This window comes from Priestia koreensis, from assembly GCF_001274935.1.
In the GTDB taxonomy this organism is placed as follows: Bacteria; Bacillota; Bacilli; order Bacillales; family Bacillaceae_H; genus Bacillus_AG; species Bacillus_AG koreensis.
Window position 1 is genome coordinate 97,603 of the sequence record NZ_LILC01000021.1, and the last position, 24,442, is coordinate 122,044.

26 protein-coding genes and 1 pseudogene are annotated in these 24,442 nt (G+C 40.8%); 10 read left to right on the forward strand and 17 right to left on the reverse strand.

Annotation, left to right across the window (positions count from 1 at the left end; translation table 11 throughout):
• Positions 1-130: 130 nt before the first annotated feature.
• The 3 genes from AMD01_RS15940 to AMD01_RS15950 form a co-directional block, all read right to left on the reverse strand.
• Positions 131-622, reverse strand: a complete 492-nt coding sequence (locus AMD01_RS15940) for a DUF6843 domain-containing protein (protein WP_245638963.1) — start codon at positions 620-622, stop codon at positions 131-133.
• Between the two features lie 47 nt (positions 623-669).
• The gene (locus AMD01_RS15945; protein ID WP_053402427.1) at positions 670-1,479 is read right to left on the reverse strand and encodes an MBL fold metallo-hydrolase; all 810 of its coding nucleotides are present in this window, start codon (positions 1,477-1,479) and stop codon (positions 670-672) included.
• Between the two features lie 155 nt (positions 1,480-1,634).
• Positions 1,635-2,690 carry an oxidoreductase gene (locus tag AMD01_RS15950; RefSeq protein ID WP_053402428.1) on the reverse strand — a complete coding sequence of 352 codons (1,056 nt, stop codon included), beginning with the start codon at positions 2,688-2,690 and terminating at the stop codon, positions 1,635-1,637.
• A gap of 225 nt (positions 2,691-2,915) precedes the next feature.
• Between AMD01_RS15950 and AMD01_RS24240 the strand changes: the two genes are divergently transcribed.
• Positions 2,916-3,146, forward strand: coding sequence for a hypothetical protein (locus tag AMD01_RS24240; RefSeq protein ID WP_157052766.1), 231 nt, complete (start codon positions 2,916-2,918; stop codon positions 3,144-3,146).
• A 241-nt stretch (positions 3,147-3,387) separates the two neighbouring features.
• Here the strand turns inward: AMD01_RS24240 and AMD01_RS15955 are convergent, their stop codons facing one another.
• The 4 genes from AMD01_RS15955 to AMD01_RS15970 form a co-directional block, all read right to left on the reverse strand.
• Positions 3,388-4,656, reverse strand: coding sequence for a glutathionylspermidine synthase family protein (locus AMD01_RS15955; RefSeq protein WP_169775978.1), 1,269 nt, complete (start codon positions 4,654-4,656; stop codon positions 3,388-3,390).
• A gap of 301 nt (positions 4,657-4,957) precedes the next feature.
• Positions 4,958-5,410 (reverse strand): hypothetical protein, encoded by a 453-nt coding sequence (locus tag AMD01_RS15960; protein ID WP_053402430.1) that lies wholly within the window; start codon positions 5,408-5,410, stop codon positions 4,958-4,960.
• 226 nt (positions 5,411-5,636) lie between these two features.
• Positions 5,637-6,143: a hypothetical protein gene (locus AMD01_RS15965; RefSeq protein WP_053402431.1), complete on the reverse strand. Its 507-nt coding sequence runs from the start codon at positions 6,141-6,143 to the stop codon at positions 5,637-5,639.
• A 2-nt stretch (positions 6,144-6,145) separates the two neighbouring features.
• Positions 6,146-6,499 (reverse strand): hypothetical protein, encoded by a 354-nt coding sequence (locus AMD01_RS15970; RefSeq protein WP_157052767.1) that lies wholly within the window; start codon positions 6,497-6,499, stop codon positions 6,146-6,148.
• Between the two features lie 449 nt (positions 6,500-6,948).
• Here AMD01_RS15970 and AMD01_RS15975 point away from each other — a divergent pair, with 449 nt between their 5' ends.
• On the forward strand, positions 6,949-7,914 hold the full coding sequence (locus AMD01_RS15975; protein WP_053402433.1) for an LCP family protein: 966 nt from the start codon (positions 6,949-6,951) through the stop codon (positions 7,912-7,914).
• Positions 7,915-7,941: 27 nt separating this feature from the next.
• On the opposite strand, the gene AMD01_RS15980 is transcribed toward AMD01_RS15975, so the two are convergent.
• Positions 7,942-8,847: a YitT family protein gene (locus tag AMD01_RS15980; RefSeq protein WP_053402469.1), complete on the reverse strand. Its 906-nt coding sequence runs from the start codon at positions 8,845-8,847 to the stop codon at positions 7,942-7,944.
• Positions 8,848-9,335: 488 nt separating this feature from the next.
• On the opposite strand from AMD01_RS15980, the gene AMD01_RS15985 reads away from it, so the two are divergent.
• Entirely contained in the window at positions 9,336-11,354 is a 2,019-nt protein-coding gene (locus AMD01_RS15985) for a penicillin-binding transpeptidase domain-containing protein (protein WP_053402434.1), read from the forward strand.
• A gap of 157 nt (positions 11,355-11,511) precedes the next feature.
• Here AMD01_RS15985 and AMD01_RS24760 read toward each other — a convergent pair.
• A pseudogene (locus AMD01_RS24760) lies at positions 11,512-11,712 on the reverse strand (IS5/IS1182 family transposase); the annotation flags it as partial.
• A 120-nt stretch (positions 11,713-11,832) separates the two neighbouring features.
• On the opposite strand from AMD01_RS24760, the gene AMD01_RS24520 reads away from it, so the two are divergent.
• The 4 genes from AMD01_RS24520 (at position 11,833) to AMD01_RS16000 (ending at position 15,016) form a co-directional block, all read left to right on the forward strand.
• The gene (locus AMD01_RS24520) at positions 11,833-11,979 is read left to right on the forward strand and encodes a hypothetical protein (RefSeq protein WP_169775979.1); all 147 of its coding nucleotides are present in this window, start codon (positions 11,833-11,835) and stop codon (positions 11,977-11,979) included.
• A gap of 170 nt (positions 11,980-12,149) precedes the next feature.
• Positions 12,150-13,181 carry a Delta(5) desaturase DesA gene (desA, locus tag AMD01_RS15990; protein ID WP_053402435.1) on the forward strand — a complete coding sequence of 344 codons (1,032 nt, stop codon included), beginning with the start codon at positions 12,150-12,152 and terminating at the stop codon, positions 13,179-13,181.
• Between the two features lie 93 nt (positions 13,182-13,274).
• Positions 13,275-14,420 carry a sensor histidine kinase gene (locus tag AMD01_RS15995; protein WP_053402436.1) on the forward strand — a complete coding sequence of 382 codons (1,146 nt, stop codon included), beginning with the start codon at positions 13,275-13,277 and terminating at the stop codon, positions 14,418-14,420.
• Complete coding sequence (locus AMD01_RS16000; protein ID WP_053402437.1) at positions 14,417-15,016, forward strand: response regulator transcription factor; 600 nt, start codon at positions 14,417-14,419, stop codon at positions 15,014-15,016. Before AMD01_RS15995 ends, AMD01_RS16000 begins: the two co-directional genes overlap by 4 nt.
• A gap of 36 nt (positions 15,017-15,052) precedes the next feature.
• Here the strand turns inward: AMD01_RS16000 and fsa are convergent, their stop codons facing one another.
• The 7 genes from fsa to AMD01_RS16035 all read right to left on the reverse strand — a co-directional run bounded on the left by fsa (position 15,053) and on the right by AMD01_RS16035 (position 22,124).
• A complete protein-coding gene (gene fsa, locus AMD01_RS16005; RefSeq protein ID WP_053402438.1) occupies positions 15,053-15,718 on the reverse strand; it encodes a fructose-6-phosphate aldolase in 666 nt (221 codons plus the stop codon).
• A gap of 20 nt (positions 15,719-15,738) precedes the next feature.
• The gene (gene zwf, locus AMD01_RS16010) at positions 15,739-17,235 is read right to left on the reverse strand and encodes a glucose-6-phosphate dehydrogenase (protein ID WP_053402439.1); all 1,497 of its coding nucleotides are present in this window, start codon (positions 17,233-17,235) and stop codon (positions 15,739-15,741) included.
• A gap of 157 nt (positions 17,236-17,392) precedes the next feature.
• The gene (locus AMD01_RS16015; RefSeq protein ID WP_053402470.1) at positions 17,393-18,781 is read right to left on the reverse strand and encodes an aldehyde dehydrogenase; all 1,389 of its coding nucleotides are present in this window, start codon (positions 18,779-18,781) and stop codon (positions 17,393-17,395) included.
• Between the two features lie 57 nt (positions 18,782-18,838).
• A complete protein-coding gene (locus AMD01_RS16020; protein WP_053402440.1) occupies positions 18,839-19,618 on the reverse strand; it encodes an SDR family NAD(P)-dependent oxidoreductase in 780 nt (259 codons plus the stop codon).
• Between the two features lie 331 nt (positions 19,619-19,949).
• Positions 19,950-20,759, reverse strand: a complete 810-nt coding sequence (locus AMD01_RS16025; protein WP_053402441.1) for a class I SAM-dependent methyltransferase — start codon at positions 20,757-20,759, stop codon at positions 19,950-19,952.
• Between the two features lie 108 nt (positions 20,760-20,867).
• Positions 20,868-21,311 (reverse strand): GNAT family N-acetyltransferase, encoded by a 444-nt coding sequence (locus tag AMD01_RS16030; RefSeq protein WP_053402442.1) that lies wholly within the window; start codon positions 21,309-21,311, stop codon positions 20,868-20,870.
• Positions 21,312-21,386: 75 nt separating this feature from the next.
• Positions 21,387-22,124 carry a DUF4396 domain-containing protein gene (locus AMD01_RS16035; protein WP_245638964.1) on the reverse strand — a complete coding sequence of 246 codons (738 nt, stop codon included), beginning with the start codon at positions 22,122-22,124 and terminating at the stop codon, positions 21,387-21,389.
• A 128-nt stretch (positions 22,125-22,252) separates the two neighbouring features.
• On the opposite strand from AMD01_RS16035, the gene AMD01_RS24525 reads away from it, so the two are divergent.
• Together AMD01_RS24525 and AMD01_RS25035 are read left to right on the forward strand one after the other, a co-directional pair.
• Positions 22,253-22,420 carry a hypothetical protein gene (locus AMD01_RS24525; RefSeq protein ID WP_169775980.1) on the forward strand — a complete coding sequence of 56 codons (168 nt, stop codon included), beginning with the start codon at positions 22,253-22,255 and terminating at the stop codon, positions 22,418-22,420.
• Between the two features lie 94 nt (positions 22,421-22,514).
• The gene (locus AMD01_RS25035; protein ID WP_053402443.1) at positions 22,515-22,808 is read left to right on the forward strand and encodes a hypothetical protein; all 294 of its coding nucleotides are present in this window, start codon (positions 22,515-22,517) and stop codon (positions 22,806-22,808) included.
• Between the two features lie 36 nt (positions 22,809-22,844).
• Here the strand turns inward: AMD01_RS25035 and dnaN are convergent, their stop codons facing one another.
• Positions 22,845-23,972: a DNA polymerase III subunit beta gene (gene dnaN, locus AMD01_RS16045; RefSeq protein ID WP_169775981.1), complete on the reverse strand. Its 1,128-nt coding sequence runs from the start codon at positions 23,970-23,972 to the stop codon at positions 22,845-22,847.
• Between the two features lie 164 nt (positions 23,973-24,136).
• On the opposite strand from dnaN, the gene AMD01_RS16050 reads away from it, so the two are divergent.
• The gene (locus tag AMD01_RS16050) at positions 24,137-24,382 is read left to right on the forward strand and encodes a hypothetical protein (RefSeq protein WP_053402445.1); all 246 of its coding nucleotides are present in this window, start codon (positions 24,137-24,139) and stop codon (positions 24,380-24,382) included.
• Positions 24,383-24,442 lie beyond the last annotated feature (60 nt).

The following is a 24,442-nucleotide window of genomic DNA, read 5'->3' on the forward strand; positions in this document are numbered from 1 at the left end:
CGTCTTTTATCTTTTAATACGTAATTTTCATACTATATCACAGATCAATGGAGTGGAAAAGATCATTTCTAGTTTTTTGTTTACATAATATAATTATAAAAAACAACGGACGTGTTTCGTCCGTTGTTTTTTATTCATCCTCTTTTAGCTGCTTTTCCGTTCTTCGATAATCCTCGCTTTTGGAAAACTCTTTTGCTGAACCGACAAAGAAGTGCTCTTCCGTATAATTTTTATTTTGATTTCCTTCTGTCGCACCATGAATTCGCTTGCCTGGATGGAGTTTCGTTCGCTTTCCATTATCGTCAACGTAGTAATACTGGTTTGTAGCCCAGCCTTTATGAGTAAGCAACGATTTCGTTAAGCAATTTCCGTCCTTATTAATTTTAAATACAACGTATTTTCCCTCACGCGTTGTTTTGTCGCCTCGTTCTTTATCATATTTAATGTTGACCCATCCCGTGTAATCTTTCGGAATTAAATAAAGACTCGGCTCGCCTGCTTCATCGTTTTTACAAGCAGCTAACGCAAGCATTGCCGCGCACATCATACATCCTAGCATGATTTTTATACTTTTTTTCATTTCAACCATACCCTTCGCAGCTGTTTTCCCATAGTGTTTCATACTTTTTAAAAATGTATGTACGAAGAGTGTCAATTTCCTATGTACGTTTAATTATCTAACACTTGAATATAGCGAACCGCTGACTTTTTCACACGCACTTTCGCATCCTCACGTATTATCTCTCCCCATTTGCTTCCGTAGAGGGTATAAAACGGATACGATTCTAATCGCTTCATCATTTGTTTAATTTCACGAATGGGTAGAGGAATTTGGTTCGGATAGCTGTACATGAAGCTTACCCAGCGCTTATCTGCCACTAATTGAATCGTGTCGCCCGTAAGGAGAACGCCTTTTCCGTCAGCCCCTTTTTCCCAATGCAGAACGGCGCTACCAAGAAAATGTCCCCCAAGTCGGACAATTGTAACATCCTCATTAATAACGTGACGATTTCCTTCCCAAAAGGTAATTCGATCACTTTCCCGCATAACAAAAGCCGCATCGTCCGCATGCAAAAAGATTGGACAATCAAATTGTTCTGCCCATTCGACCATGCTTCCATAGTAATGAGGGTGAGAAATGGCGATGGCATCAATTCCTCCCTCCGCTTTAATCATCGCAATGATTTCTTGATCCATGTACGAAATACAATCCCATAAAATGTTTCCATGCTCGGTTTTAAGCAATAGTGCTCGCTGCCCAAAACCAAAGGCGGGGCTAATTCCAATCCCTATAAGTCCTTCCCCCTCCTCACGATGCTCAACTTGATAGCCGTTTTCTCTCATTTCTTCAATCGTCGTCCACGTTTGACCATCGTCTTTTACATACAGGCGCTCATCTTCGCAAATGGGACAGAACGCGATCGGTTGCCTTTTTGCATTGTACTGTGTTCCACACGTTTGACAAATATAGTGCTTCATTGTTCCATCCTCCCTTACTTCTTTTCACTCATTATATGAAAAACTGGGCGTTCAAGCATTCATCTTGTAAAAAAAGATTCATTTCGGTGAATTTCACTCAAAAAAAGCGCGTGTACAAACTTCTTTGCACACGCGCTTTCAGTCTTTCTATTTATTTACACAAGTTCTGGTAAATGAGTTTTTGCATCATATTCGACAAGCTCTTCGCCATTTTTCACTTTTTCAAGGTAATCTGGGTTTGAAATCAATGGACGACCAATCGCCGCTACGTCAATCACACCTTTTTCAAGTGCTTCTTCAGCAAGATCTGGCGTTAAGCTACCTACACCAATGATTGGGCCATCCCAATATTTACGAGCAAGATCATAAATCGTTTGATCTCCCGCAAATTTTTCTGTGAAGTCAAGAACAGACGGGTGAATAATTTTTACCCCCACTTCCTTGAACGCTTCTGTAAATGTGCGAATCGCTGCATCTGCATCTTCCCAGCGATACTCAACGTTATCAACTTTATGAGGTGAGAAGCGAATGATTGTGCGATCTGCGCCGATTGCATCAATCACTTCTTTAATAACCTCTTTCATAAATGTTAAACGACCTGCAAGGTCTCCGCCGTATTCATCTGTACGCTTATTTGAAACGTCAGAAGCAAACTGATCAATTAAGTAACCGTGTGCTCCGTGAATTTCAACACCGTCAAAACCAGCTTCAATCGCATTCTTCGCAGCTGCTGCGTAAAGAGACACAACCTCTTTAATGCGACCAATCGTCATTTCTTCCGGCTTATCGTACGGTTTACGGAAACGCGGAACAAGCGCGTCTACTTGAATAGCAGTTGGTGCTTCAGGCGCAGATCCTTTAATGAGCTCATGATGAGATAAGCGACCTACGTGCCAGATTTGAGCAACGATTGTGCCTCCTTCTTCGTGAACGGCGTCCGTCACACGTTTCCACGCATGAACTTGCTCACGAGAATACAATCCAGGCACGCCTGGGTTTCCTTTTCCGCGTGGAGTAACGACGACCCCTTCACTAATAATTAAGCCAATTCCATCTTTTGCACGCTTACGGTAATACTCGACGATTTGATCATTGACTACTCCCGTATTGTCATCTGCAAAAGAGCGTGTCATTGGTGCCATTGCTATGCGAGTTTTCAAATTAAATGCGCCGATTTTAGTTGGTTCAAATAATTTACTGTATTTTGTCATCGTTTCTCTCCCCTTTTCTATAAGTAAGTGTTGCCTATTCTATCAAGGAGAATCTAATCTTTCAATTCATTTGCTTACCGAACCTTTTAGCATCACAATCAAAAACTCATCACACACGCCTTTTATACTGAAAGAACCCTCTCTCACACTAAAGATTAGAGTAAAGCGATATGTAGCGAAGATCCCACCCCACCACTCTACTGCCCCCTACAAAAAGAAAGATAAATGGAAGCACATTTGTCTGAAAACAACCATCTCCACACCAAGGATTGGAGCGGAAGATGCGGAGACTCCTACGGGATTAGCGAGTCAGGTGAGATCCCGCAGGAAACGAAGCGACGAGGAAGCTCACCGCTCGCCCCGTGGAAAGCGAAGCAATCTGTAGCGGAAATCCCAACTCACCGTTTGACTAAATACCCCTACAAAAAGAGAGATGAATGGAGGCACATTCGTTAAAAAACAACCATTCCCTACACCAGGGATTGGAGCGAAAGATGCGAAACTCCTGCAGGATTAGCAGACCAAATGAGATCCCGCAGGACGCGAAGCGACGAGGAAGCTCAGCGGCTGCCCTGCGGAAAGGGAGCAATCTGTAGAGGAAATCGGAACTCATCGTTCCACCAAACGTTTCCTAATCCAGAAGCAAGGAAACCACCTACTTCCTCACACAAAAAAGACGCTTAAAAAAGCGCCTTTTTTACTCTTCCTTATTTTCTTCTACCGGATGCTCTACACCAATTGGCAGATAATAGTCACAGTGATCACCCGGATTTTTCTTGGCTAAAATGCTAACTGCACTCGGCTTTCCATTCACTAAAAAACAGCTGTACAACACATTAACTACTTTTAATCCCTCTGTCGTTTTTACTTCATGACTCGGAAGATCCACATGCTTTTGATACACAGACTGTTTTTTCATTTCCTTCCCTATCCAACCCTCGCCACCTGTTACACCTATCTGTCCCGCACCACTCTCTCGGCTGAACAAATCCTTTTCCACGTACTTAACGTTGTTTTTCTTGAAATAATCCTCTTCCATATAGGTCGGCACAAAATAACGTGCAATCCACGTATGTTCCTTCTTCGTAAAATAAGGGTGTGTTTCCTCATGCAGTCCCCAAATCAGCGCCTGGACAGCATTTGATTGCAGTAGAAAAGCAGATGGTGGATTAATAATTCCCAGCACGCCACTCTCTACAAAACTCATTACCATATGTTCCATTTTCCCTACTTTAGAAGCAGATGTACTAAACTGATTACGCTGAAGCAAAATATCGACGTAATCGCCCTTAGGATCGTACAAACCCGCTTTAAACAACACTTCTTTATTTCCAGAAAGCGACTGCTCGATTAAGCGGAGATCCGAAAACGGCAAATATTGCGCTTCTGTATTCGCTACTTTCATCAAATATTGAGTCGTTAAGTAATCTTCAAGGCTTTTTTCATACGATGTGAACACAATATTTGCATTCCTTCCCTTCCCTACATACCCTTTTGTGTAAGAGATGGCGCTACGCAGCGCTTTTTGCAAATCCTCTTCTAGTCCTGCGTTTGGATTTAACACGTTAAAATGACTACACACATCCCCATTAACTGAAAAGCTCTCTTTTATCAAAAGTGGTGTATTAGCATGTAGCGTAAGGAGCTTCACGCTGCGTTTATTCACGGCAAACTCCATACGTGACACGACCGTTTCCATGGCGATGGTTTGAAGGCGAATGTAAGAAAGCATTTTCTTTTGGAAACCTAGACGCAACAACGTTTCATCATCTAAATGTCTCATGAGCCTAGCGGTTTTGAAGAAAATATGGCCTACCCTGCCCGTTGCCAAACGGATTTTATCAATTTGCGCTTTTGATTCCACTTTAATGTCATATAGAGCATATTCTTGATTGCATAAATCTGGCCAAAAATCCTGTATTCCTTCATAAAATTGTTGTCGCTTTTCTTTGTGCCGATGATCCATGTTCTCCCCCCAAATAACCATTTTTTCAGATCCTTCTGCATCCCGTGCAAGTCACAATGACATCAATATCAATAAGCTTATGATGAGATGAGGAACGGTCTGGATAATGGATCGCTCCGATATAAATTCTCTACTCTATTTGTATAATACGTATGGATTTCACAGGTGACACTTAATTTCGCAAATTGCGCCAGGCTTCTGCAAATAAGAGAAGAAATAAACAAGGTTTTTGAAAGGACTACATTGCTTGTATTTAGGCAAAAAAAGCTGACCCGCTCGCACGCGGGTCAGCTCCTTACTTTTATTCTTCTATACGTTGATGATATCCGCCGTTATAAGGATTAAACTCATAATAAATAGCATCCTGACCTGTATTTACTTTCAATACATATAAGTATTGACCGTCTTCTCTATGAGGAAGCTCTAGCAGCTTGCGTTTGCTAAATTGCTCTGGGAAGACCTTCTCACGCTGTGAAATAATCTCACGCGCTTCACCATATGTATAAAGTGGCACATCTCTCACGTATGCTGTTGGAACGATTAGCAGCCCGACAATTTCTACGGTTAAAATGCTACGCCGAACAACTTTGGACATTCGTGGTCGAAATTTCATCAAACAACAAACCACTACTAAGATTATAATAAGTGGAATTAAATACAGGGCTACTGGTGGAACATTTGCGTAGACAGGGCTATTCACCACTACATAAGCAATCTCGAATAAAGTAATAATGAAAATAATTACGTACATCATAAGTGAATCACACCTTCACTAAATTCCCCTATCCATTTTATTAAATTACCACGCAATTTATAAGCTTGTCCATGATATTTTTACGCTTTCCTAAAATAAATTCCTTCTGCACCCCTTTTATCTATGCAAGTGAACGGCTTTCATTCCCGTTTCTCTGCTATATCATCTTTTTAAAATAATTCCTAAAAGGCTTTAACGGATCATAACAGCCTATCCGTAGATGATGTTATCCGCTATTTTCTTGGCTAATGAGTTGCTTTTGTATGACATAGTAGCACGACAATAACACAATTTGCGTAACAATATAAATGCCAAATGAGTAATAAAGCTTGTACCCCATTTGATAATGATACACGCCGCACTTTACTCCGATCCATTCCATTAGCATACTAAAAAACGACCACACAAAAATGTAAATTGGTGCATTCATCAGCTTCAGCTGACAACGCGCCCATATGTATAAAAAGAAATAAGCAAACGGTCCGTACATCACATAGGACAAAAAATCCATAAACTGAAAAACAGAACGATCATTAACGTCATAAAAATTGAATGGTTGGACAGAAATGGTATGATCAAAGAAAAAACCAATGAATCCTCCTATAGCGATATACGTGATCGTTTCAGCTTTTAAGAAATACTTAGGCAATGACCAAACAAGCGCGTAAGAAACAATAGAAAGGATGATCACAAACCATTCATTCGCATTAAAATGCGTATCATACGTAATCATACTTACGCCTCCTTTTTTTCAACCCGCTCAAACCAACGTGCCAAGTAAATTCCCCCTACCATGTAAAGAAAAATGGTGCCTAGTGAGTACCATGTGCTCCATTTTATATACGTTAAAACATTCATATATTGTGCAAGTAAATCTTCTAGTACGAGCACTCCTTCACCGAGACAGATCACCCAAAGCCTCTTCGTTTTTGAGCCAGCATTCACGTACTTGTTAATAATAAACAGAAAGCTTAAAGGAATGATAAAATTTCGATATAAAACGAGTGATAAAAACGCCTCATAATCTGTATTAACTTTCAACAACCCTAGATTTAACCCGAGAATTGTAATCACGTTCATTGTAAGCATGGAAAAGACACAAAACAAAAAGATATTGTTGAGCAATGATAATGGTTTTGAACACCTTACCCAGCAGATAATTGCTACCCATGAAAGAACTGTATATAAGAAAAAAGTCATCCCAATTTGTCGTCCCTGTCCTAATTTTTATCGTACTTTAGTTTGTGTTAATCCAAGCCAGGTATTCATTTAAGGCATAAACCCTCCCACAATAGCAAATGAATAATAGAGAAACCGCTTTTTTTCTTCCTTACTATCGCAAGATTATGGTTCATTTTTGGTATTTAAACATATTTGAACCATATTTCAATGTTACAATGATGGCATCGTTCGCTTTAAAACAAAAAGTTATTGATAAACTTCTTTCCTTTTTGAAGTAGTATGGTAATATAAATATTATTTGCCTTAATATGCCAAGGTTTGAGAAGATTCGACATTAATAGAGGTGCTAAACGAAAATGACAAATGAAAGACGAACCAGAAGAAAGAAAAAGAAACGATTTAGAAGAATAGTTCTACCCATACTGTTATTATTAATACTAATTATTGGCGGATGCTCCGTATTTCAATTCTACCAAGGAAAATCCCAAGCTGGAGATGGCTTTAAATCAGATGGAAATTTAACCTTCAACGGAAAAGTGCCTAATATTGATAACATAAACGTACTATTGCTTGGAAGTGATTCTCGTGGAGAAAAACATGCGCGTACAGACTCGATCATGATTGCTCACTACAACGGAAAAACGAACACACCAAAGGTCGTATCCATCATGCGGGACACGTATGTCGACATTCCAGGTCACGGAAAAAATAAAATTAACGCTGCTTATGCGTTTGGCGGTCCAGAACTTCTACGCCAAACGATCAAAGAAAACTTTGACATTGATATCCAATACTATGCAATCGTTGATTTTAAAGGATTTGAGAAAATGGTGGATATTGTCGCACCGGATGGAATTGAAGTAGACATTCCGTATAAAATGTCTCACGGTCTTGGTTTAACCCTATACCCTGGTAAACAAAAACTCCATGGTAAAGAGTTGCTGGGCTACGTTCGTTTCCGTCATGACCGCGAAAGTGATTTCGGTCGTGTGCGTCGTCAACAAGAAGTGATCGGTAAATTAAAAGACGAGGCGATCAGCGTCTCAAGTATTGTTAAATTACCGAAGTTGTTAGGAACAATGGATCCCTATTTAGACAGTAACGTTCCAAACATGACTTTATTGTCAATTGGTACAGATTTTATTACGAAACAAGCGGGTAAAATTGAGTCACTTCGTATTCCTGTAAACGGAAGCTATGAAGATGCACGCTACGAAAATGCAGGATCCGTTCTCAAAATTGATCTTGATAAAAACAAAGAAGCAATGCAGGACTTTTTATCCCAAAAACCATCCGATCAAAAAACGAATAAGAATGAATAAAAAAACTGGGCCGAGAGCCCAGTTTTTTTAGTGAATATCTTTCTTTTTGAATCGTCCTCCGCGAACTTCTGCGATATTTGATACCGCAAGAAACGCATTTGGATCGTGATCTTCCACAAGCGATTTTAATTTCGCTTCTTCGAGTCGTGTGATGACGCAAAACACTACTTTTTTGTCATCTCCCGTATAAGCACCCTCTCCGTTCAGATAGGTTACTCCACGACCAAGTCGAGCCATAATCGCTTCACCAATATCCTGATACGCATCGCTAATGATCCATGCCGATTTCGATTCATCTAACCCTTGGACAACTACATCGATCGTCTTGTAGGCAATGAAATAGGCAATCAAGGAATACATTGCACGGTCCCACGTATACACGAATCCTGCAGCACTTAAAATGAACAGGTTCATAAACATGATAATCTCACCAACGGAAAAAGGCAGCTTCTTGTTAAACAAAATCGCTAAAATTTCTGTTCCATCTAATGATCCTCCGTAGCGAATGACGATCCCTACTCCGACTCCTAGCGCAATGCCTCCAAACACTGTTGCAAGCAGCGTATCTTGTGTTACGCCTGGCACATCGTGAAGAAGAACGGTACTGACAGATAATACAACGATTCCATATAAAGTGGAAAATGCAAAAGTCTTTCCGATTTGTTTGTAGCCGAGGAAAAAGAACGGTAGGTTAAGTAAGAAGAGGAAAATCCCTAGACTTAGTCCTGTAATATGTGACAGCATAATCGAAATCCCGGTAATTCCGCCATCAATAACATTGTTTGGCACAAGGAAAACTTCTAGCCCTAATGCCATGAGTATCGCACCAAACGTAATAAAAATCGTTCGCTTTAAAACGGCGCTTTTCGGTAATTTTCGGTGCACAGACTGTACGTGTGCATCTTGTTTTTTTTGCGCTAATTCCATGTGCATCCCTCCCTTTTCATAATAAATCAACTGTCATCTCCGGCTGTTGTTCATTACTTATGAACTTGTGCTGTTAAGATGACCTCTACTTGCCTCCTATCGTCGTTTACTTTATTTATGTATATGTCTAGTATACATGAACTTTCCTATAACCGTCACCTCATACGCACTACTGTACGAATAGATTTCACATCAAAATCCCGTAAACTCCCTTTATACTGACCAAACAAACGCACTGCTAATTTTTTCACAAAACGAATACCATGTTATATTCATTCAAAAATATGTATCAAAAAAGCCCACTCCTTGTATACTTTGCAAGCAGCGATCTGTATATGCCTAAAAACTCTCCATCCCCTCTTTTTGAGTACGAAGCAAGAATTGTGAGAAAGGTATATCTAGTATGTTTTTTTAAAAAAGAGATTCTTATTCCATGTTTTTAATGAAAATCGTATATAATGGAAATTGATGTCGAAAGAAAGTAGGGATTCTAAATGAAAAAAATCATCGCATTGGCCATGATGCTTATGGTCATTTTTGCTTTGGCCGCCTGCTCCAATACAGATGACGGCAAAAAGCGACTCGATGAATATGTCAGCCTGTGGAACAAGCAGGATTTTGATCATATGTATTCGTATTTATCTACAAAGTCAAAAAAACAAATTTCGAAAAAAGAGTTTGTAGACCGCTATAAGCGAATTTACAGCGGAGTTGATGTAAAAGATCTTTCCGTAAAAGTGACGTCGAAAAAAGATGTAAAAGAAAAAGACGGAGAACTGCCGCTTAAGGTTGATGTAAATATGCAAACAGTGGCTGGTAAGGTCTCCTTTTCTCAAAACGTAAACGTAACGAACGAAAAACAAAAGGATGATGAGAACTGGTATGTGAACTGGTCTCCTTCTCTTATTTTCCCATCTCTTACAAAGGATGATAAAGTTCGTGTGGAAACATTAAAAGCGAAGCGCGGAGATATTCTTGACCGTGATAATCGTGCCCTAGCAACTGATGGAACTGCAACGCGCATTGGTATTATCCCAGGTAAATTAGGTGATCAAAAAGAGCAAACCGTAGCAGCTCTTAGTCAACAGCTCGGACTCTCTTCTGAGTGGATTAACCAGCAGCTCAGTCAAAAATGGGCAAAAGAAGATTCCTTTGTACCGTTAAAAACAGTACCGCTTGACAATCAAAGTCTCTTAAATAAAGTCACAAAATTGCAAGGAGTGCTAACAGATCAAATCAACGCGCGCGTGTATCCTTGTGGAGAAGCTTGTTCACATATCGTAGGTTATACAGGTTCCATTACAGCAGATGTTTTAAAGGAAAAAGAAAAAGATGGTTACAATGCGCAGTCTACCATTGGGCGTGCAGGTATGGAAAAGGCCTATGAAGACAAGCTTCGTGCTGTGGATGGGGCATTCATCTATTTACAAGATGCTCGCGGTAATCGAAAGAAAGAAATCGCCCGAACAGAAGCGAAAAATGGGCAAAACATCAAGCTTACAATCGATGTAGACACCCAAATTGCCATGTACGACCAGTTAAAAACAGAAACAGGTGTTGGCGTAGCTGTTCAGCCTAAAACAGGTGAAGTCATTGGATTGGTAAGCGCACCATCATTCGACTCCAATGATTTTGCACTCGGTATCTCATCAAACGATTACCAGGCGCTTGAAAATGATCCGAAAAAACCATTAATTAATCGAATTACAAGCAAGTTCTCACCCGGTTCAACGATGAAAATGGTAACATCATCGCTTATTTTAGATAATCAAACGATTAAGCCTGATGAAAAATTAAAGATTGATGGTCCGTGGCAAAAAGATGAAAGCTGGGGGAAATTCCACGTAAACCGTGTAGGCAGTATGCCTGAAGTGGATTTGCGCGATGCGCTCGTAACCTCTGACAACATTTATTTTGCGGAAACAGCTGTTAAGCTAGGACTTACAAAATACGAAGAAGGCGCCAAAAAATTCGGCTTCGGTGAATCACTGCCGATTGAATACCCAGCCTTCAAAAAATCACAGCTTTCCAACAGCGGCTCTCTAGGTTCTGAAATTGATTTAGCAAATACGGCTTACGGTCAAGCACAGGTTTTAGTAAATCCCCTTCACTTAGCCATGATGTACACAGCGTTAGTGAACGATGGGAATATCATCAAACCGACGCTTTTAGCCGATAGCAAAGACAGTGAAGTTTGGAAGAAGCAAGCGATGTCTTCAGAAACAGCGTCCATTATCAAACAGGATCTTATTCAAGTAGTTGAAGCACCGAACGGTACGGGTCATGCGGCCAAACTGCCAAATATGACGCTTGCAGCTAAAACCGGTACAGCAGAATTAAAAGAAGAGCAAGGAACACGCGGAAAAGAAAACGGTTGGTTTGTAGCCGTTAATACCGATAATCCTCGCCTTCTCGTAGCTATGATGGTGGCAGATGTTAAAAAAGGCGGCAGTCATTATGTTGTACCAAAGGTAAAATCAATTTTTGAACAGTATTTTGCGAACAATAACTGATAAAAAGAAACTGGGCATCGCTCCGGGGCCACTGAAAAACTTCGGATTTTTTAGATGATCAGTAGAACGTAAGACAAAAAAGCTGGATCGATTTCGCTCTTTGGAATCGATCCAGCTTTTTATTCATTCTTCTTCCCTTGTTTTCCTTCATTCGCTTTCACATTCTTTTTAGGTTGACGGTGAAAATGCCATTTGCATCTCCATGCGAACGAGACCCGTGGATGTGGCTACATCATATCCGTGTCTACGCTTGAATTCGCTATTCTTCCCTTCAATTTTTAGACCGTCCCTTGGATTTATTCTTGAAGTATGCTCCTTTTTGAAAAGGTGCTTGTTCCGTTGACGTCAATGAAACAGAATCATTGGAACCACCCTTTTGAATAAATGGATTTTCTTTATTACAAAACAAAAGACAGCCAAGTTCCTTTCAAAACGGAAACTCGGCCATTACATCTGATGCAGCCGCTCTATAGGTTGTTTGGAACGGAAGGTGCGAGACTCCTGCGGGATTAGCGTGGCAGGTGAGACACCGCAGCGCAGCGAGGAGGCTCACCGCACGCCCCGCGGAAAGCGAAGCGACCTGGAGTGGAAAGCAACCGACTCTGTTATGAACGTAATCCTTTAAGGACTTTTTTGGTGGCATCCATCGCTCCAGTTTCTTTTTTTACTGCCACCTTTTTATTGAATTTTCATACATATATGACATTTGTCATATATGTACTATTACATGTATGACTTAAAGCGGTTTCTTTTTTCCTCTATACTGCTATTAACACGTTTAGAGGAGATATAATAATGACTATTCAACAGCAAAAAAATTTACGAAAAGACATGGCTCCTTACGAAAAAGCAAATACAAAACAAAGCGTTCAACAGCTCATAAACACGATCTTACCCTTTATGGCTCTATGGTTTCTCGCCTATAAAAGTTTAGCGGTTTCTTATGCACTTACCCTTTTACTAGCGGTCGTAGCGGGCGGATTCCTCGTTCGGATTTTTATTATTTTTCATGATTGCTGTCACTACTCGTTTTTCAAGAAACGCTCACATAATAAAATACTCGGAACAATTACAGGTGTACTAACGCTATTTCCTTTTCATCAATGGGGACATGATCATTCCGTTCACCACGCAACAAGTGGAAATTTAGACAAACGCGGTGTAGGTGATATGTGGATTCTGACCGTTCAAGAATATAAAGACGCTTCTCTTTGGACAAAACTACGTTATCGTTTGTACCGAAATCCTATCATCATGTTTGGTCTTGGTCCAATTTACGTCTTCCTTTTAAAGAATCGTTTTAACAGACGCGGTGCTAAGCGAGCAGAACGATTAAATACGTATGTAACAAACGTAGCGATCGTTGGCGTTGTAGCGCTTATGTGCCTACTTGTCGGCTGGAAAGCATTTGTTCTTGTACAGTTACCGATTTTTTGGATCTCCGGAGCAGCAGGCATTTGGTTGTTCTATGTACAGCACCAATTCGAAGATTCTTATTTTGAAGAAAATGATGAATGGGAATATGTGAAGGCAGCTGTGGAAGGAAGTTCTTTTTATAAACTGCCGAAAGCACTGCAGTGGCTGACAGGGAACATTGGATACCACCATATCCATCACTTAAGCCCACGTGTCCCTAACTATCATTTAGAAGCGGCTCACAATAGCAGTGTTCCATTACAGCATGTTCCGACGATTACGCTTAAAACAAGTCTTACTTCCCTACGCTTCCGATTATGGGATGAAGGTCAGAAAACTTTTGTACGTTTTAAAGACGCGAAAGTACAACGTCAACAATCGTTTGCGACGCGAACAAAAGCAGAGTTATAATGAAACCGTCAAGCCTTTTCTTATAAGGCTTGACTCCTTTTTTATGTTTTATGATACACTGAAATAAACGTTATCAGACAAAGAGGTTTTTTGATGAAAAAAAAGCAGTCTTTCTTCCACAAAATTACGGGTCTCTCCCCGTTTATTTGGACGATCTTTGGTATTTTGCCTTTTTATTTTATTGTGCAGTCTACCTCCCGCAACCACATCATTTTAGGAATTTTGTGTACCATTCTCTTTTTTATTTTTTACCGATTTGCCTTTATTTCACGTGGCCGAAGCATTTACATCTGGACGTTCTTGCTCATTGCCCTATCCGTTACGCTAACCTTTCTTTTTAACTATATTTATTTTGCATTCTACTTCGCCTTTTTCATTGCCTACTTTATTGGCAACATTGAAAAGCGGTCAACGTTTTTAATTTTATATATCGTGCATTTAGTCATTACGGTCATTAGTGTGAATGTCAACGTGGCCATTCAGGCAGAAGTGTTTTTACGTCAGCTTCCGTTCATTTTTGTTATCTCCCTTAGCGTAGTCGTGCTTCCCTTTAGTATTTTTAACCGAAAAAAAAGTGGATTGCTTGAAGAAAAGCTTCAAGATGCGAACCAGCGCATTGCCGAGTTAAGCAAGCATGAAGAACGCCAGCGCATCGCAAGAGACCTGCACGATACGCTCGGACAAAAACTTTCGCTAATCGGTTTAAAAAGTGATTTGGCACGAAAGCTTGTGTATAAGGATCCCGAACAGGCAAAATCAGAACTAAAGGATGTGCAGCAAACCGCTCGGACAGCACTCAATGAAGTACGAAAAATGGTTTCACAGATGAGAGGAATTCGCTTAGACGATGAGCTCATTCACGTACAGCAAATTTTAAAAGCAGCTGAAATCGAACTAAACGTCGTGAAAAAAACGTCGCTCTCTAGCGTTTCCTTGTTTGTAGAAAACATTTTAAGTATGTGTGTAAAAGAATCGGTTACAAACATTGTGAAGCACAGTAAGGCTACTCGCTGCACGATTACGCTTGCGCAATCCGTCAAAGAAGTACAAATTATTATTTGTGACGATGGGATTGGAATTGAGGATGAGCATTTTCGCTCTAGAGGACATGGGTTTCAAGGTATGCAGGAACGGCTTCAGTTTGTAAACGGAACACTGGATGTACGAACGGAGAACGGTACCACCCTTATTATCAAAGTTCCTAACGTTTTAACACACGTCAAGGAGGTAGAAAAATGATTCGAATTGTGATTGCAGAAGATCAGCAAATGATGCTCGGAGCGCTAGGTTCCCTTCTTAATCTAGAAGATGATATGGAAGTAGTCGGAAAAGCATCAAACGGTGAACAAGCCGTTGCACTCGCAAAACAACATCAGCCTGATATATGCATTATGGATATTGAAATGCCGATTAAAACCGGTTTAGAAGCAGCAGAGGAATTAAAAGGATTAGATTGCAAAGTCATTATCCTCACCACGTTCGCCCGCTCAGGCTATTTTCAACGTGCTTTAAAGGTAGGTGTAAGTGGTTATTTGTTAAAAGATAGTCCAAGCGATGAGCTAGCTAGCTCCATTCGAAGCGTGATGTCAGGAAGACGCGTCTATGCGCCCGAGCTTGTCGACGATGCATATGGTGAAGAGAATCCGCTCACTGCTCGTGAAAAAGAAGTGCTGGTGCTTATTGCAGATGGCAAAAACACAAAGGAAATTGCGACCGAACTCTCCATTAAAACCGGAACCGTTCGCAACTACATTTCCACGATTTTAGATAAGCTAGAAGTTAAAAATCGAATCGAAGCCATTACTCGTTTTACCGAAAAAGGCTGGTTCAAATAAAAAAGAAGCGGGTTGTCCTCCCGCTTCTTTTTTCTATTATTTCCCTACCTTCGCCCAGTCCGCCGCAAACTTATCAATTCCTTGATCTGTTAACGGATGCTGTGTAAGCTGCTCAATTACTTTATACGGAATGGTCGCAATGTTAGCCCCCGCTAACGCTACACGTGTCACGTGATCTGGGTGGCGAACAGATGCCGCAATAATTTGCGTATCTAAATTATGAATTAAAAATAGCTCCGCAATTTTTTCTACCAGAAGTACTCCGTCTTCTGAGATATCGTCAAGACGCCCTAAAAACGGTGATACATACGTTGCACCAGCCCGAGCGGCAAGAAGAGCTTGGTTCACGGTAAAAATGAGCGTAACGTTCGTTTTGACACCCTTTTTTGTTAGATAACGGCATGTTTCCAAACCGTCCATCGTCATCGGGAGTTTAATGGTGATTTTTTTGTCTCCGCCGTTAATTTTAATTAGCTCTTCTGCCTGTTTGATCATTTCTTCTGACTTGGTAATATCAGGTGTCACTTCTGCTGAAACAGATTCAACGTCTGGAACGAGCTTGCAAATCTCTTCGATACGATCTTCAAACTTAATTCCTTCTTTCGCTACTAATGACGGATTTGTCGTTACGCCTGATAAAATACCTAATCGGTGCGCTTGTTTAATTTCATCAATGTTTGCTGTATCAATAAAAAATTTCATAATGGTACCCTCCAAATAAGTTATAAATTAACCGATAATTTCGATTCTGCGGGATCTTTTCCAGTCCACCATGTAAATCCATCTTTTTGAACGAGTTCGTCTGCTTCTTTTGGTCCATTTGTTCCTGCTTCATACGTATTTAGCGGAAGCGTATTGTTCTGAAATGCTTGTAAAAGCGGGTCAATCCATTTCCATGCAAGCTCTACCTCTTTCCAATGAGCAAAAAACGTGGAATCCCCACGAAACACATCATAAATTAATCGCTCATAGGCTTCTGGAATTTCATCTTGATCACTTGAAAAATGAATGGAGACCGTTTCAAGCTGACCATTTTTCAGCGGATTTTTACTATTAAGTTGAAGAGACATGCTTTCATTCGGATTAATTTGGATCACAAAGAGATTGGGTGCGACCTCTTGATTTTGATCGACGTACAGATCTTTTAATGGATTTTTAAACTCGATCACAATTCGCGTTGATTTTTCACTTAGACGCTTCCCTGTTCGAATATAGAACGGGACACCTTGCCAAAATTCATTGTCAATCCATAGACGAGCGGCAACAAACGTATCGGTTTGTGAATGTTCCTTAACACCTGGTTCGTCCGTGTAAGCAGGCACTGTCTTTCCTTTTATCTCTCCTGCTCCGTACTGTCCTCTTACAACGCTTTGTTGAATGTCTGTTGAGGTGAGCGGACGGAGAGATTCAATCACTTTACGTTTTTCATCTCGAATATCACTTGCACAAATTTTCTTCGGTAGGTGCATCGCTGTCATCATTAGAAGTTGAAGCATATGATTTTGAAACATATCCCGAATTGCTCCAGCTCCGTCATAATATCCTGCTCGTTTTTCTACTCCGACGGTTTCACTCGCGGTAATTTGAACGTTTGCAATGTACTGGTTATTCCAAAGTGCTTGCAGCACGGGGTTTGCAAACTCAAGTGCTTCGAGATTTTGAACCATTGGCTTTCCTAAATAGTGATCGATGCGGTAAATTTCTTCTTCTTCAAACGCATGATTCAAGTGATTGTTTAACTCTTGCGCGGACTCCACATCATGTCCGAACGGTTTTTCAATGATTAATCGTTTAAACCCTTTTGTCGATCCGAGCCCACTTTTCTTTATGTGAAGGGCAATCGTGTCAAAAAACATCGGGGCGACCGATAAATAAAAGAGGCGGTTACCAGGAATATCGTATGCTTTCTCCTGCTCTTCTACGAGCTGTAAAAGCTTGATGTAGTCGTCCTCTTTTTTCGCATCTAGCGTTGTGTAGACGATTTTTTCTAAAAAGGCTTGTAGCTCCTTTTCGCTCGGGTCTCGGCGTGAGAACGATGTCACTGCGTCTTTGACATGCTGATGAAAATCAGCAAGTGTCATTTCATCCATACCGAGTCCAATCACAGAAAGAGCGCTTGGCACTTTTTGATCGATGTATAAGTTATAGAGCGCGGGGAAAATCTTTCGTTTAGCAAGATCTCCCGTTGCTCCGAATAAAACAAATGTCATTGATTCCAATTTGCTTTTCCCCTTGCTTTACACCCTTTTGGGAGAGCGCGTGTTATTTCGGCTTGAAACACCATTCTTACTATTCCCTACTTGGTCTTGAAACATGGCGGGGGTTTCTTCCACTTTTACAACAAAAAAAGAGCTGCGGTATCACCACAGCTCTTCGCTATTTCAACAGCTTCTTAATAATTTTTAATCCGTTTTTTGCATTTGGGTAGCGAAAGCTAAAATCAAATTTATTCGTTTGCTTCAGCACACTTTTATAATGTGAAAAAGTAGTAAAACTTGATTCACCGTGGTAACTTCCGATTCCACTCTCACCTACTCCACCGAAAGGTAAGTATGGAGTGGCAATATGCATAAGCGTATCATTCACACAACCTCCTCCAAATGAAATTTCATCCATCACCTTACGCTCATTTTCCTTATTTGTGGTGAACATATAGAGCGCCAGTGGCTTTGGTCGTTTCAGAATAAAATTAACAACCGTTTCTAGATCGCTGTAGCTCAAAACAGGGAAAATCGGCCCGAATATTTCTTCTGTCATCACAGAGACATTATGATTTCTGGGCACAAGCAGCGTCGGTTCAATTTTTTCAACCTCTTCATCTGCTCGTCCACCGTATAAAATCTCTCCGTCCTGCAAGTACTCTTTTAATCGATTAAAATGGCGATCGTTAACGATTTTGACGTATTTCTCATTGCCGATTGCATCTTTTCCGTAAAACGCTTGGACCACTTTTATATACTCTTTAACAAACGCCTCACGAACCTGTTCATGAACAAATAAGTAGTCAGGTGCGATACACGTCTGCCCCGCATTCGTTAGCTTTCCAAATGCGATGCGTTTTGCTGCTAGCGCAATGTCGGCTGTCTCATCAACAATGCACGGACTTTTCCCACCGAGCTCTAGAGTAACGGGTATGAGCTGTTTAGCCGCCGCTTCCATAATCACCTTTCCAACAGGAACGCTTCCTGTGAAGAAAATATAATCAAACGGCTGTTCTAACAGATGCTGCGTTGTTTTGACACCACCTTCAACAACGACGACATATTTCTCTAAAAAAGCTTCTTTCATTAGGGAAGCCATTAAGTGTGACGTGTGCGGCGTTAATTCAGATGGCTTCAATATGGCCGTATTTCCTGCTGCAATAGCGCCCACAAGCGGTGAGAGTTGTAGCTGAAACGGATAATTCCACGGCGCAATAATGAGCGTAACACCGTACGGCTCGGCGATTTTGTAGCCTTTTGAACCAATATGTGTTTTAGCGGTTTTAACCTTTTCAGGTGCCATCCATTTCTTTAAGTGCTTTAAGGTAAAATTAATTTCTTCTAGTAAAATGCCAATTTCCGTTGTGTACGCCTCTGCTTCCGATTTATTTAGATCTTTTTTTAAAGCATGAATAATTCGTGCTTCATTTTGGCGTACGACCGCCCCTAGCTTCTCTAATGCTTGAACTCGGAACGCAAGAGATCTTGTTTCACCGCTTCGAAAGTATATTTTTTGTTTCTCGACAAACGCCTTCACATCTTCTAGCGTCTGCTCCCCTATCATCGCTTCTGCAGTCACCTTCATCACTCCTCATCTTTCTGCTTCATTCCTTACTTATGATTATGCTTTAGCTTGGACCTTTCGAACAATAGCTGTCACCCATTTTCTTGGCAAGAATTTAACTGAATTTGCCATGAGGCGATTTTTAAAGCCTGGAATCACAATTGTCTTACCCGCTTTAAACTGTTTATAGCCAATTTCTGCTACGGTTTCAACATCCATCACGCCGCTTTGAAACAATTTTGACTTTCCTAAATCAGCGCGGTTTGAAAAACCGGTGTCCGTTGGACCAGGGCACAAAGCCATAACTATAACCCCCGTTCCCCTCACTTCGTTTTCCAATGCTTCACTAAGAGAGAGGACATACGCTTTTGTTGCGTAATACACGGCCATTAAAGGGCCTGGCTGGAAGGCTGCACTAGACGCTACGTTCAGTATCCCACCACTTCGTCGCTCCACCATTCCTGGTAACAGCAGCTTGCTTAAATGTGTTAAGGAACGAATATTCAAATCAATCATATTTAGTTCTTTTTCTGTATCCGTCTCGATAAATTCTCCAAATAGACCAAATCCTGCGTTGTTGACCAAATAATCAATGATGATTCCCTGCTCTTGAAGCTCGTCATGTAATTGCTGAATATGATCTGGATTCGATAAATCTTTCACAAATAGTATAACCTGTGCCTCATACCGAGCCTCTAAATTCTGCTTTACTTCAGTTAATTTTTCTGCGCTTCGTGCGACGAGAACAAGCGAATGGCCGTCTTTTGCAAAATGTGTGGCCAACGCCTTCCCAATTCCGCCCGATGCTCCCGTAATTAAAACCGTTCCTTTTTTCATCCTCTATTCACCTCTGTTATTTTCATATGTTTAAGTTTTTAAACATATGATCATTTGACTAAAAATTTAATTCATTTTTCGTCATTCGTCAACTATTTTTTATTATTTATTATTCTTTTGTTTGTTACATAATAAAAACCTACTTCCGAATGAAAGCAGGTTCTTGCTTTTATGGATATTTACATGCTTATAACGATGAACAGTACCTTTTTATTGCGAAAACACCTAACTTCAGGAAAACTAATCTTTTTATAAAGGTGAATCGCACGGTGATTGAAATCAGCTACGGACAATCGATAAACGCCTGATGGAACCAGCTTCTTTAACTGCTCTATCCTATTCTTCGTCCAATGTATAACAGATGCGTTGACACGCCTAAAAGAGTGGGATCTTTTGCAGCCTCAATAAATATGTTCATCATCTGTTGCCCCTCGCCTCGCTCTTGCCAATACAACATTTCTTCTTCCGTCATGAGCCCTCCTAGATTAGATGATCCGATCAGCTGTACCGTCTCAAAGCCGTGCTTCTCCATAAATGGAGCAATTTCTTCTACGTTGAAGTAATACGCTCCTGTAAAACGACCTTCATCAGCGTGATTAAATATGCCTGTTTCTGAGAACTTCTCTACGTTGTCTGCTTCATGATTCGGCATCCAACGTAGCGGAGAACGAAGCGAATTTAATACGTGGCGAATTCTTGGCATGAAGGCAACAAACACAAAACCATCTTTCTTCGTTACGCGATGTAATTCCTTTATCGCTTTGTTGCGATCTTCCTTCTCCTGCAAATGATACATCGGCCCAAGTGCAAGAGACGCATCAAAGGCCTCATCTGAAAAATGAGATAAATCACGCGCATCGGCTACGTGGAAATCTGCAAATTTTTCAGCCACTGAAAGCTCTGCTGCTTTCTCTTTGGCAACCTCTACTAGACGTGGAACAAGATCTGTGAGCGTCACCGTATGCCCTGCCTGTGCGAGGCGCATGGCATATTTTCCTGGCCCGGCTCCATTATCTAAAATGTGACCACTACTTGGAAGATACTTTTGTATGTAATGCCAGTTGATTTGAAACTCAAGCGGTTCACGGTCTAGCCTTCCCCATTCATCAAACGCTGTGTAATAATCAATGATTGATCCCATTATTTTAAGCTCCTTTAACTACTTTAACTATGTATACTAGGTAATCTATTCCACGAAAAAACAGCAAATCCTCCCATGAGAAAGTGTTCAAGACGCAGTCTGGCTACTCTATAGCACTTTTTCGAAATGAACTTCTTCTACATTTCTACCTACGATCGTATAGCCTAACGATTCATATAAACGAATAGGCTTTATCCACTCTTTTGTTGTTTCAATTACAATCCGCTTGTACTTCAGTACTTTAATTTGTGTTTCTAACGCATGAACCATCTGCTTTGCGTATCCATTTTTTCGATAGCGATGAGCAACAGACATACGACAAATCCGCGCCGTGTCTGCTGTTTCTCGTAAAAAAGCACCTGTACATACTAGTTCATCACCGATTTTTCCAATTAAAAACAGCGAACCCGTGTCTTCATAGGCTCTCAGGATATTGTGCAAATCTGGGTTAAGGGACTCATCAATGGAAGGAAAATAATCGAGGAAACCCTCGTAAATAAGGTCTTTGGCTTGCTTAACAGTAGGAAGAGAAACAGGTTCAATTTGTAGCATTTCTATGCTCCTTTCAGTCGTATATGATCTCTTCCTAACTTTACCATATTTTACATGAACAAGATTATTTGTTTGTTACATTGCGTGTTTGACTCCTCGTTTTACTAATACCCAGTTCGCAGGGTAACTCGTGGCAAAGCCGATCATCATAGCCATTTGCATCATAAACCAAAAAAGAGGTGTCGTTGCTTCAGGCGGATGGTAAAAAAACACATAGTGTGTAAGCGCCATCCAGCCGAACATCCCTACCTCAAATGCAAGAAGCGACCACGTATCAGCTTTAATTGCTTGAGTGATGGACTTTCCACTTTTGTTCATTCCCATTCCATAATACTGAAACCCGATTCCTAACAAGTAAGCAAGAATGAATTCCACTACGTACTCGGAAAATAATGTACTACCGGCAATCGTCCATCCTAATAGTACGACAATCGGGACACCAAGAAGATCGCCAACGGAGCAGCCAGCGCTACAGTGTGTGGTAGAGACGAGAACACTTTGCCATTGGGGTTTGTCACTATGCTGCATGTGGTGGTGCTCGCTATGATCGATGTCACTGCCACGATGGTCATCCGACTGATGGTGACCGTGCGCATCAGATTGATGACTTGTATCCCTTTGATCTTTTATACCGATGACATAGTACATCCATAGTCCAATGACGGGAAAATAAAGGCCTGTGATGGGCCAAACCACGTTCATGATTGCCATCTCCTGAGGGTGTTTAATGATACTGCCTGTAATGATTACTGCTTGCATAACGCCAATAAAAATAGAAATAAAAGCAATAGTAGTGAGCATGAATTTTTCCACTTCCTTTCTCCCCTTATATACCCCTTATAGGTATATAAAAACACAAAGGAATAGATCTGTGATAAAATGGAATATATTTCTATAAAGCAATAAAATACAAGGGGAAATTTCCTGACTGGGGGAGAAAAATGGATGGATTGTTAATATTATTTTTCTGGGGGGTTGGTCTACTTATTCTTTATGCGGTTATTGAAGCTGGGGTTCGGAGAGGGATAGATTCTTCTCATTTACACGAGACCATCCAGCGTTTAGAAACGAGAATAGAAGAGATGCAAAAACCGTCCGATAATGAATAAGAATTAACGCTCTCTTTAGGCATTCGCCCTCTCATTTTCTCTTTTTCTACATAACGTATAGGGTAATGACCTATATAAGGAGCGATGTTTGTTTATGAATCACTATCAACACACCGGATATACAACTGAGTACCTTCACTACTATGTTCCCTATTCGTACGCGCAGCCTTTTCCTTCATATGACACACGATTTCAAAACCAAAACGTAGGTGGCCTCAAGCAGCGTGTAGCAGAGCTTGAGCGTCAAAACGTTCAGCAAATTCGGGAAATTACCCGCTTAAATCAAGTCGTAGAGCGCCATACATTTCGCTTAAACCGTTTGAATCAACGCCTTCGTGTACTTGAAAAGCGCTTCAATATTCCATTCACAGCTGAAGACGGATTTTAAATGAGAAAAGTCAGGTAGATCTCTACTTGACTTTTTCTATGAGCGAACAGGCGAGATCAGATGACGATGCGAAAATGATGAAAGAGGCTCAATCACAATGGGCTTCATCGCACCGTCGTAATGAATTTGAATATGCTCCTCCTCCATTACCTTTAGCGCATCAAGCAGAAACGAACCGTCTAGCGAAATACGAAACTCCTTTTCACCTTCTATCTTCTCTACTTCCTGCTTTTCTTGCACGTGCCCCATTTCTGATTCAAATGAAGCAATGTTCAGGCGCCCATCCTCTAGTTCAAGGCGAATGTTGTTGTGCTTCCATTCACTTGCAAATAAAGAGGCTCGGTCAATTCCTTGTAAAAATGATTTTGTATGAACAACAAGTGTAGTCTTCATATCCGTCGGAAATAAACCGCTCACATCAGGGTATCGACCTTCAATTAGACGGGAATATACCGTTAACGATCCTACTTGAAAGATCGCGTGACTGGTCGTAAAAAAAAGATGAAGGTCTCGTTCCTCTTGCGGAATTAATTTCACGAGCTCTTGCAAACTCGCGCTTGGAACAACGAGCGAAATATTTTGATCATATGTAACATGCTGTTCTTTTAGCGCTAGCCGGTGAGAATTGGTGGCCACGCACCTCAGCATCCCCTCTTGAACCGACAGATGAACACCTGTCAACAACGGTCTCGTACTATTTTTCGCCACCGCAAAAACCGTCTGCCTAATCATTTGAACAAATTGCTGACTGGATATAACGATAGGATCGTGTTTTTCAAAGCTTGGTAGCGCTGGATAGTGAGATGGATCAAGCCCCTGTAGCGTGGTCACTACTTCTCCAGAACGAATCGTTATTTTAGTCTTACTTGTCGTAATGTGAATGTCATGAGGGAGTTTTCGTACAAGCTCAGTGAGCAATTTGGCAGGAATGACCGCCTCCCCTGTTTCTCTGATATGTACTTTTTCTACACTCTCCTCAATGACCGGGACAAATAACTGAATCACCATATCCAAATTCGCTCCCGTCACTACTAATCCATCCGGCTGAGCCGTAATTTTAATTCCTGACGAAACGGCTGTTCCTACTTTCGCTGAAACAGCTTTACTTGCCTCTGATATAACTCGTTTGAACGTTGCTTGCTTAATGGTAAAATCCATCATCATCCTCATTTCTAGCAAAATAGCCTTTTACCAAAATTCGACATGAATAGAGAAATTCCTTGTTCCTTCTTCGGTTGGGCATTTATCGTTCCCTTTTACTTGTCTCATACATACATTATTTGTAATGACCTACCTAGAATCTATTTTTCCATGAGGGGGGATGTGAGATGTACCGGTATTGGCCTTATTACCAGATGCAAAGGGATGCGCGAGAAACCATTCAGAAGCTTGTCAACTTACAGCCACGAGTTGAATTATTAGAGGTAAAAAGCGCTCAAAAAGAAGAAGCGCTGAACAACTTTAATAAAGTGACGATTTTACAAGATAACGCACTTGATCGACTGAACGAGCGTCTTAAAGTGTTAGAAAAACAGGAAAATATTCCTCTTCCATCGAGTGAGGACGGTTATTAATTAACAGAAAATATTGAATAATAGTATATTTAGAGCTATAATAAGGTAATTTGTGTAAAG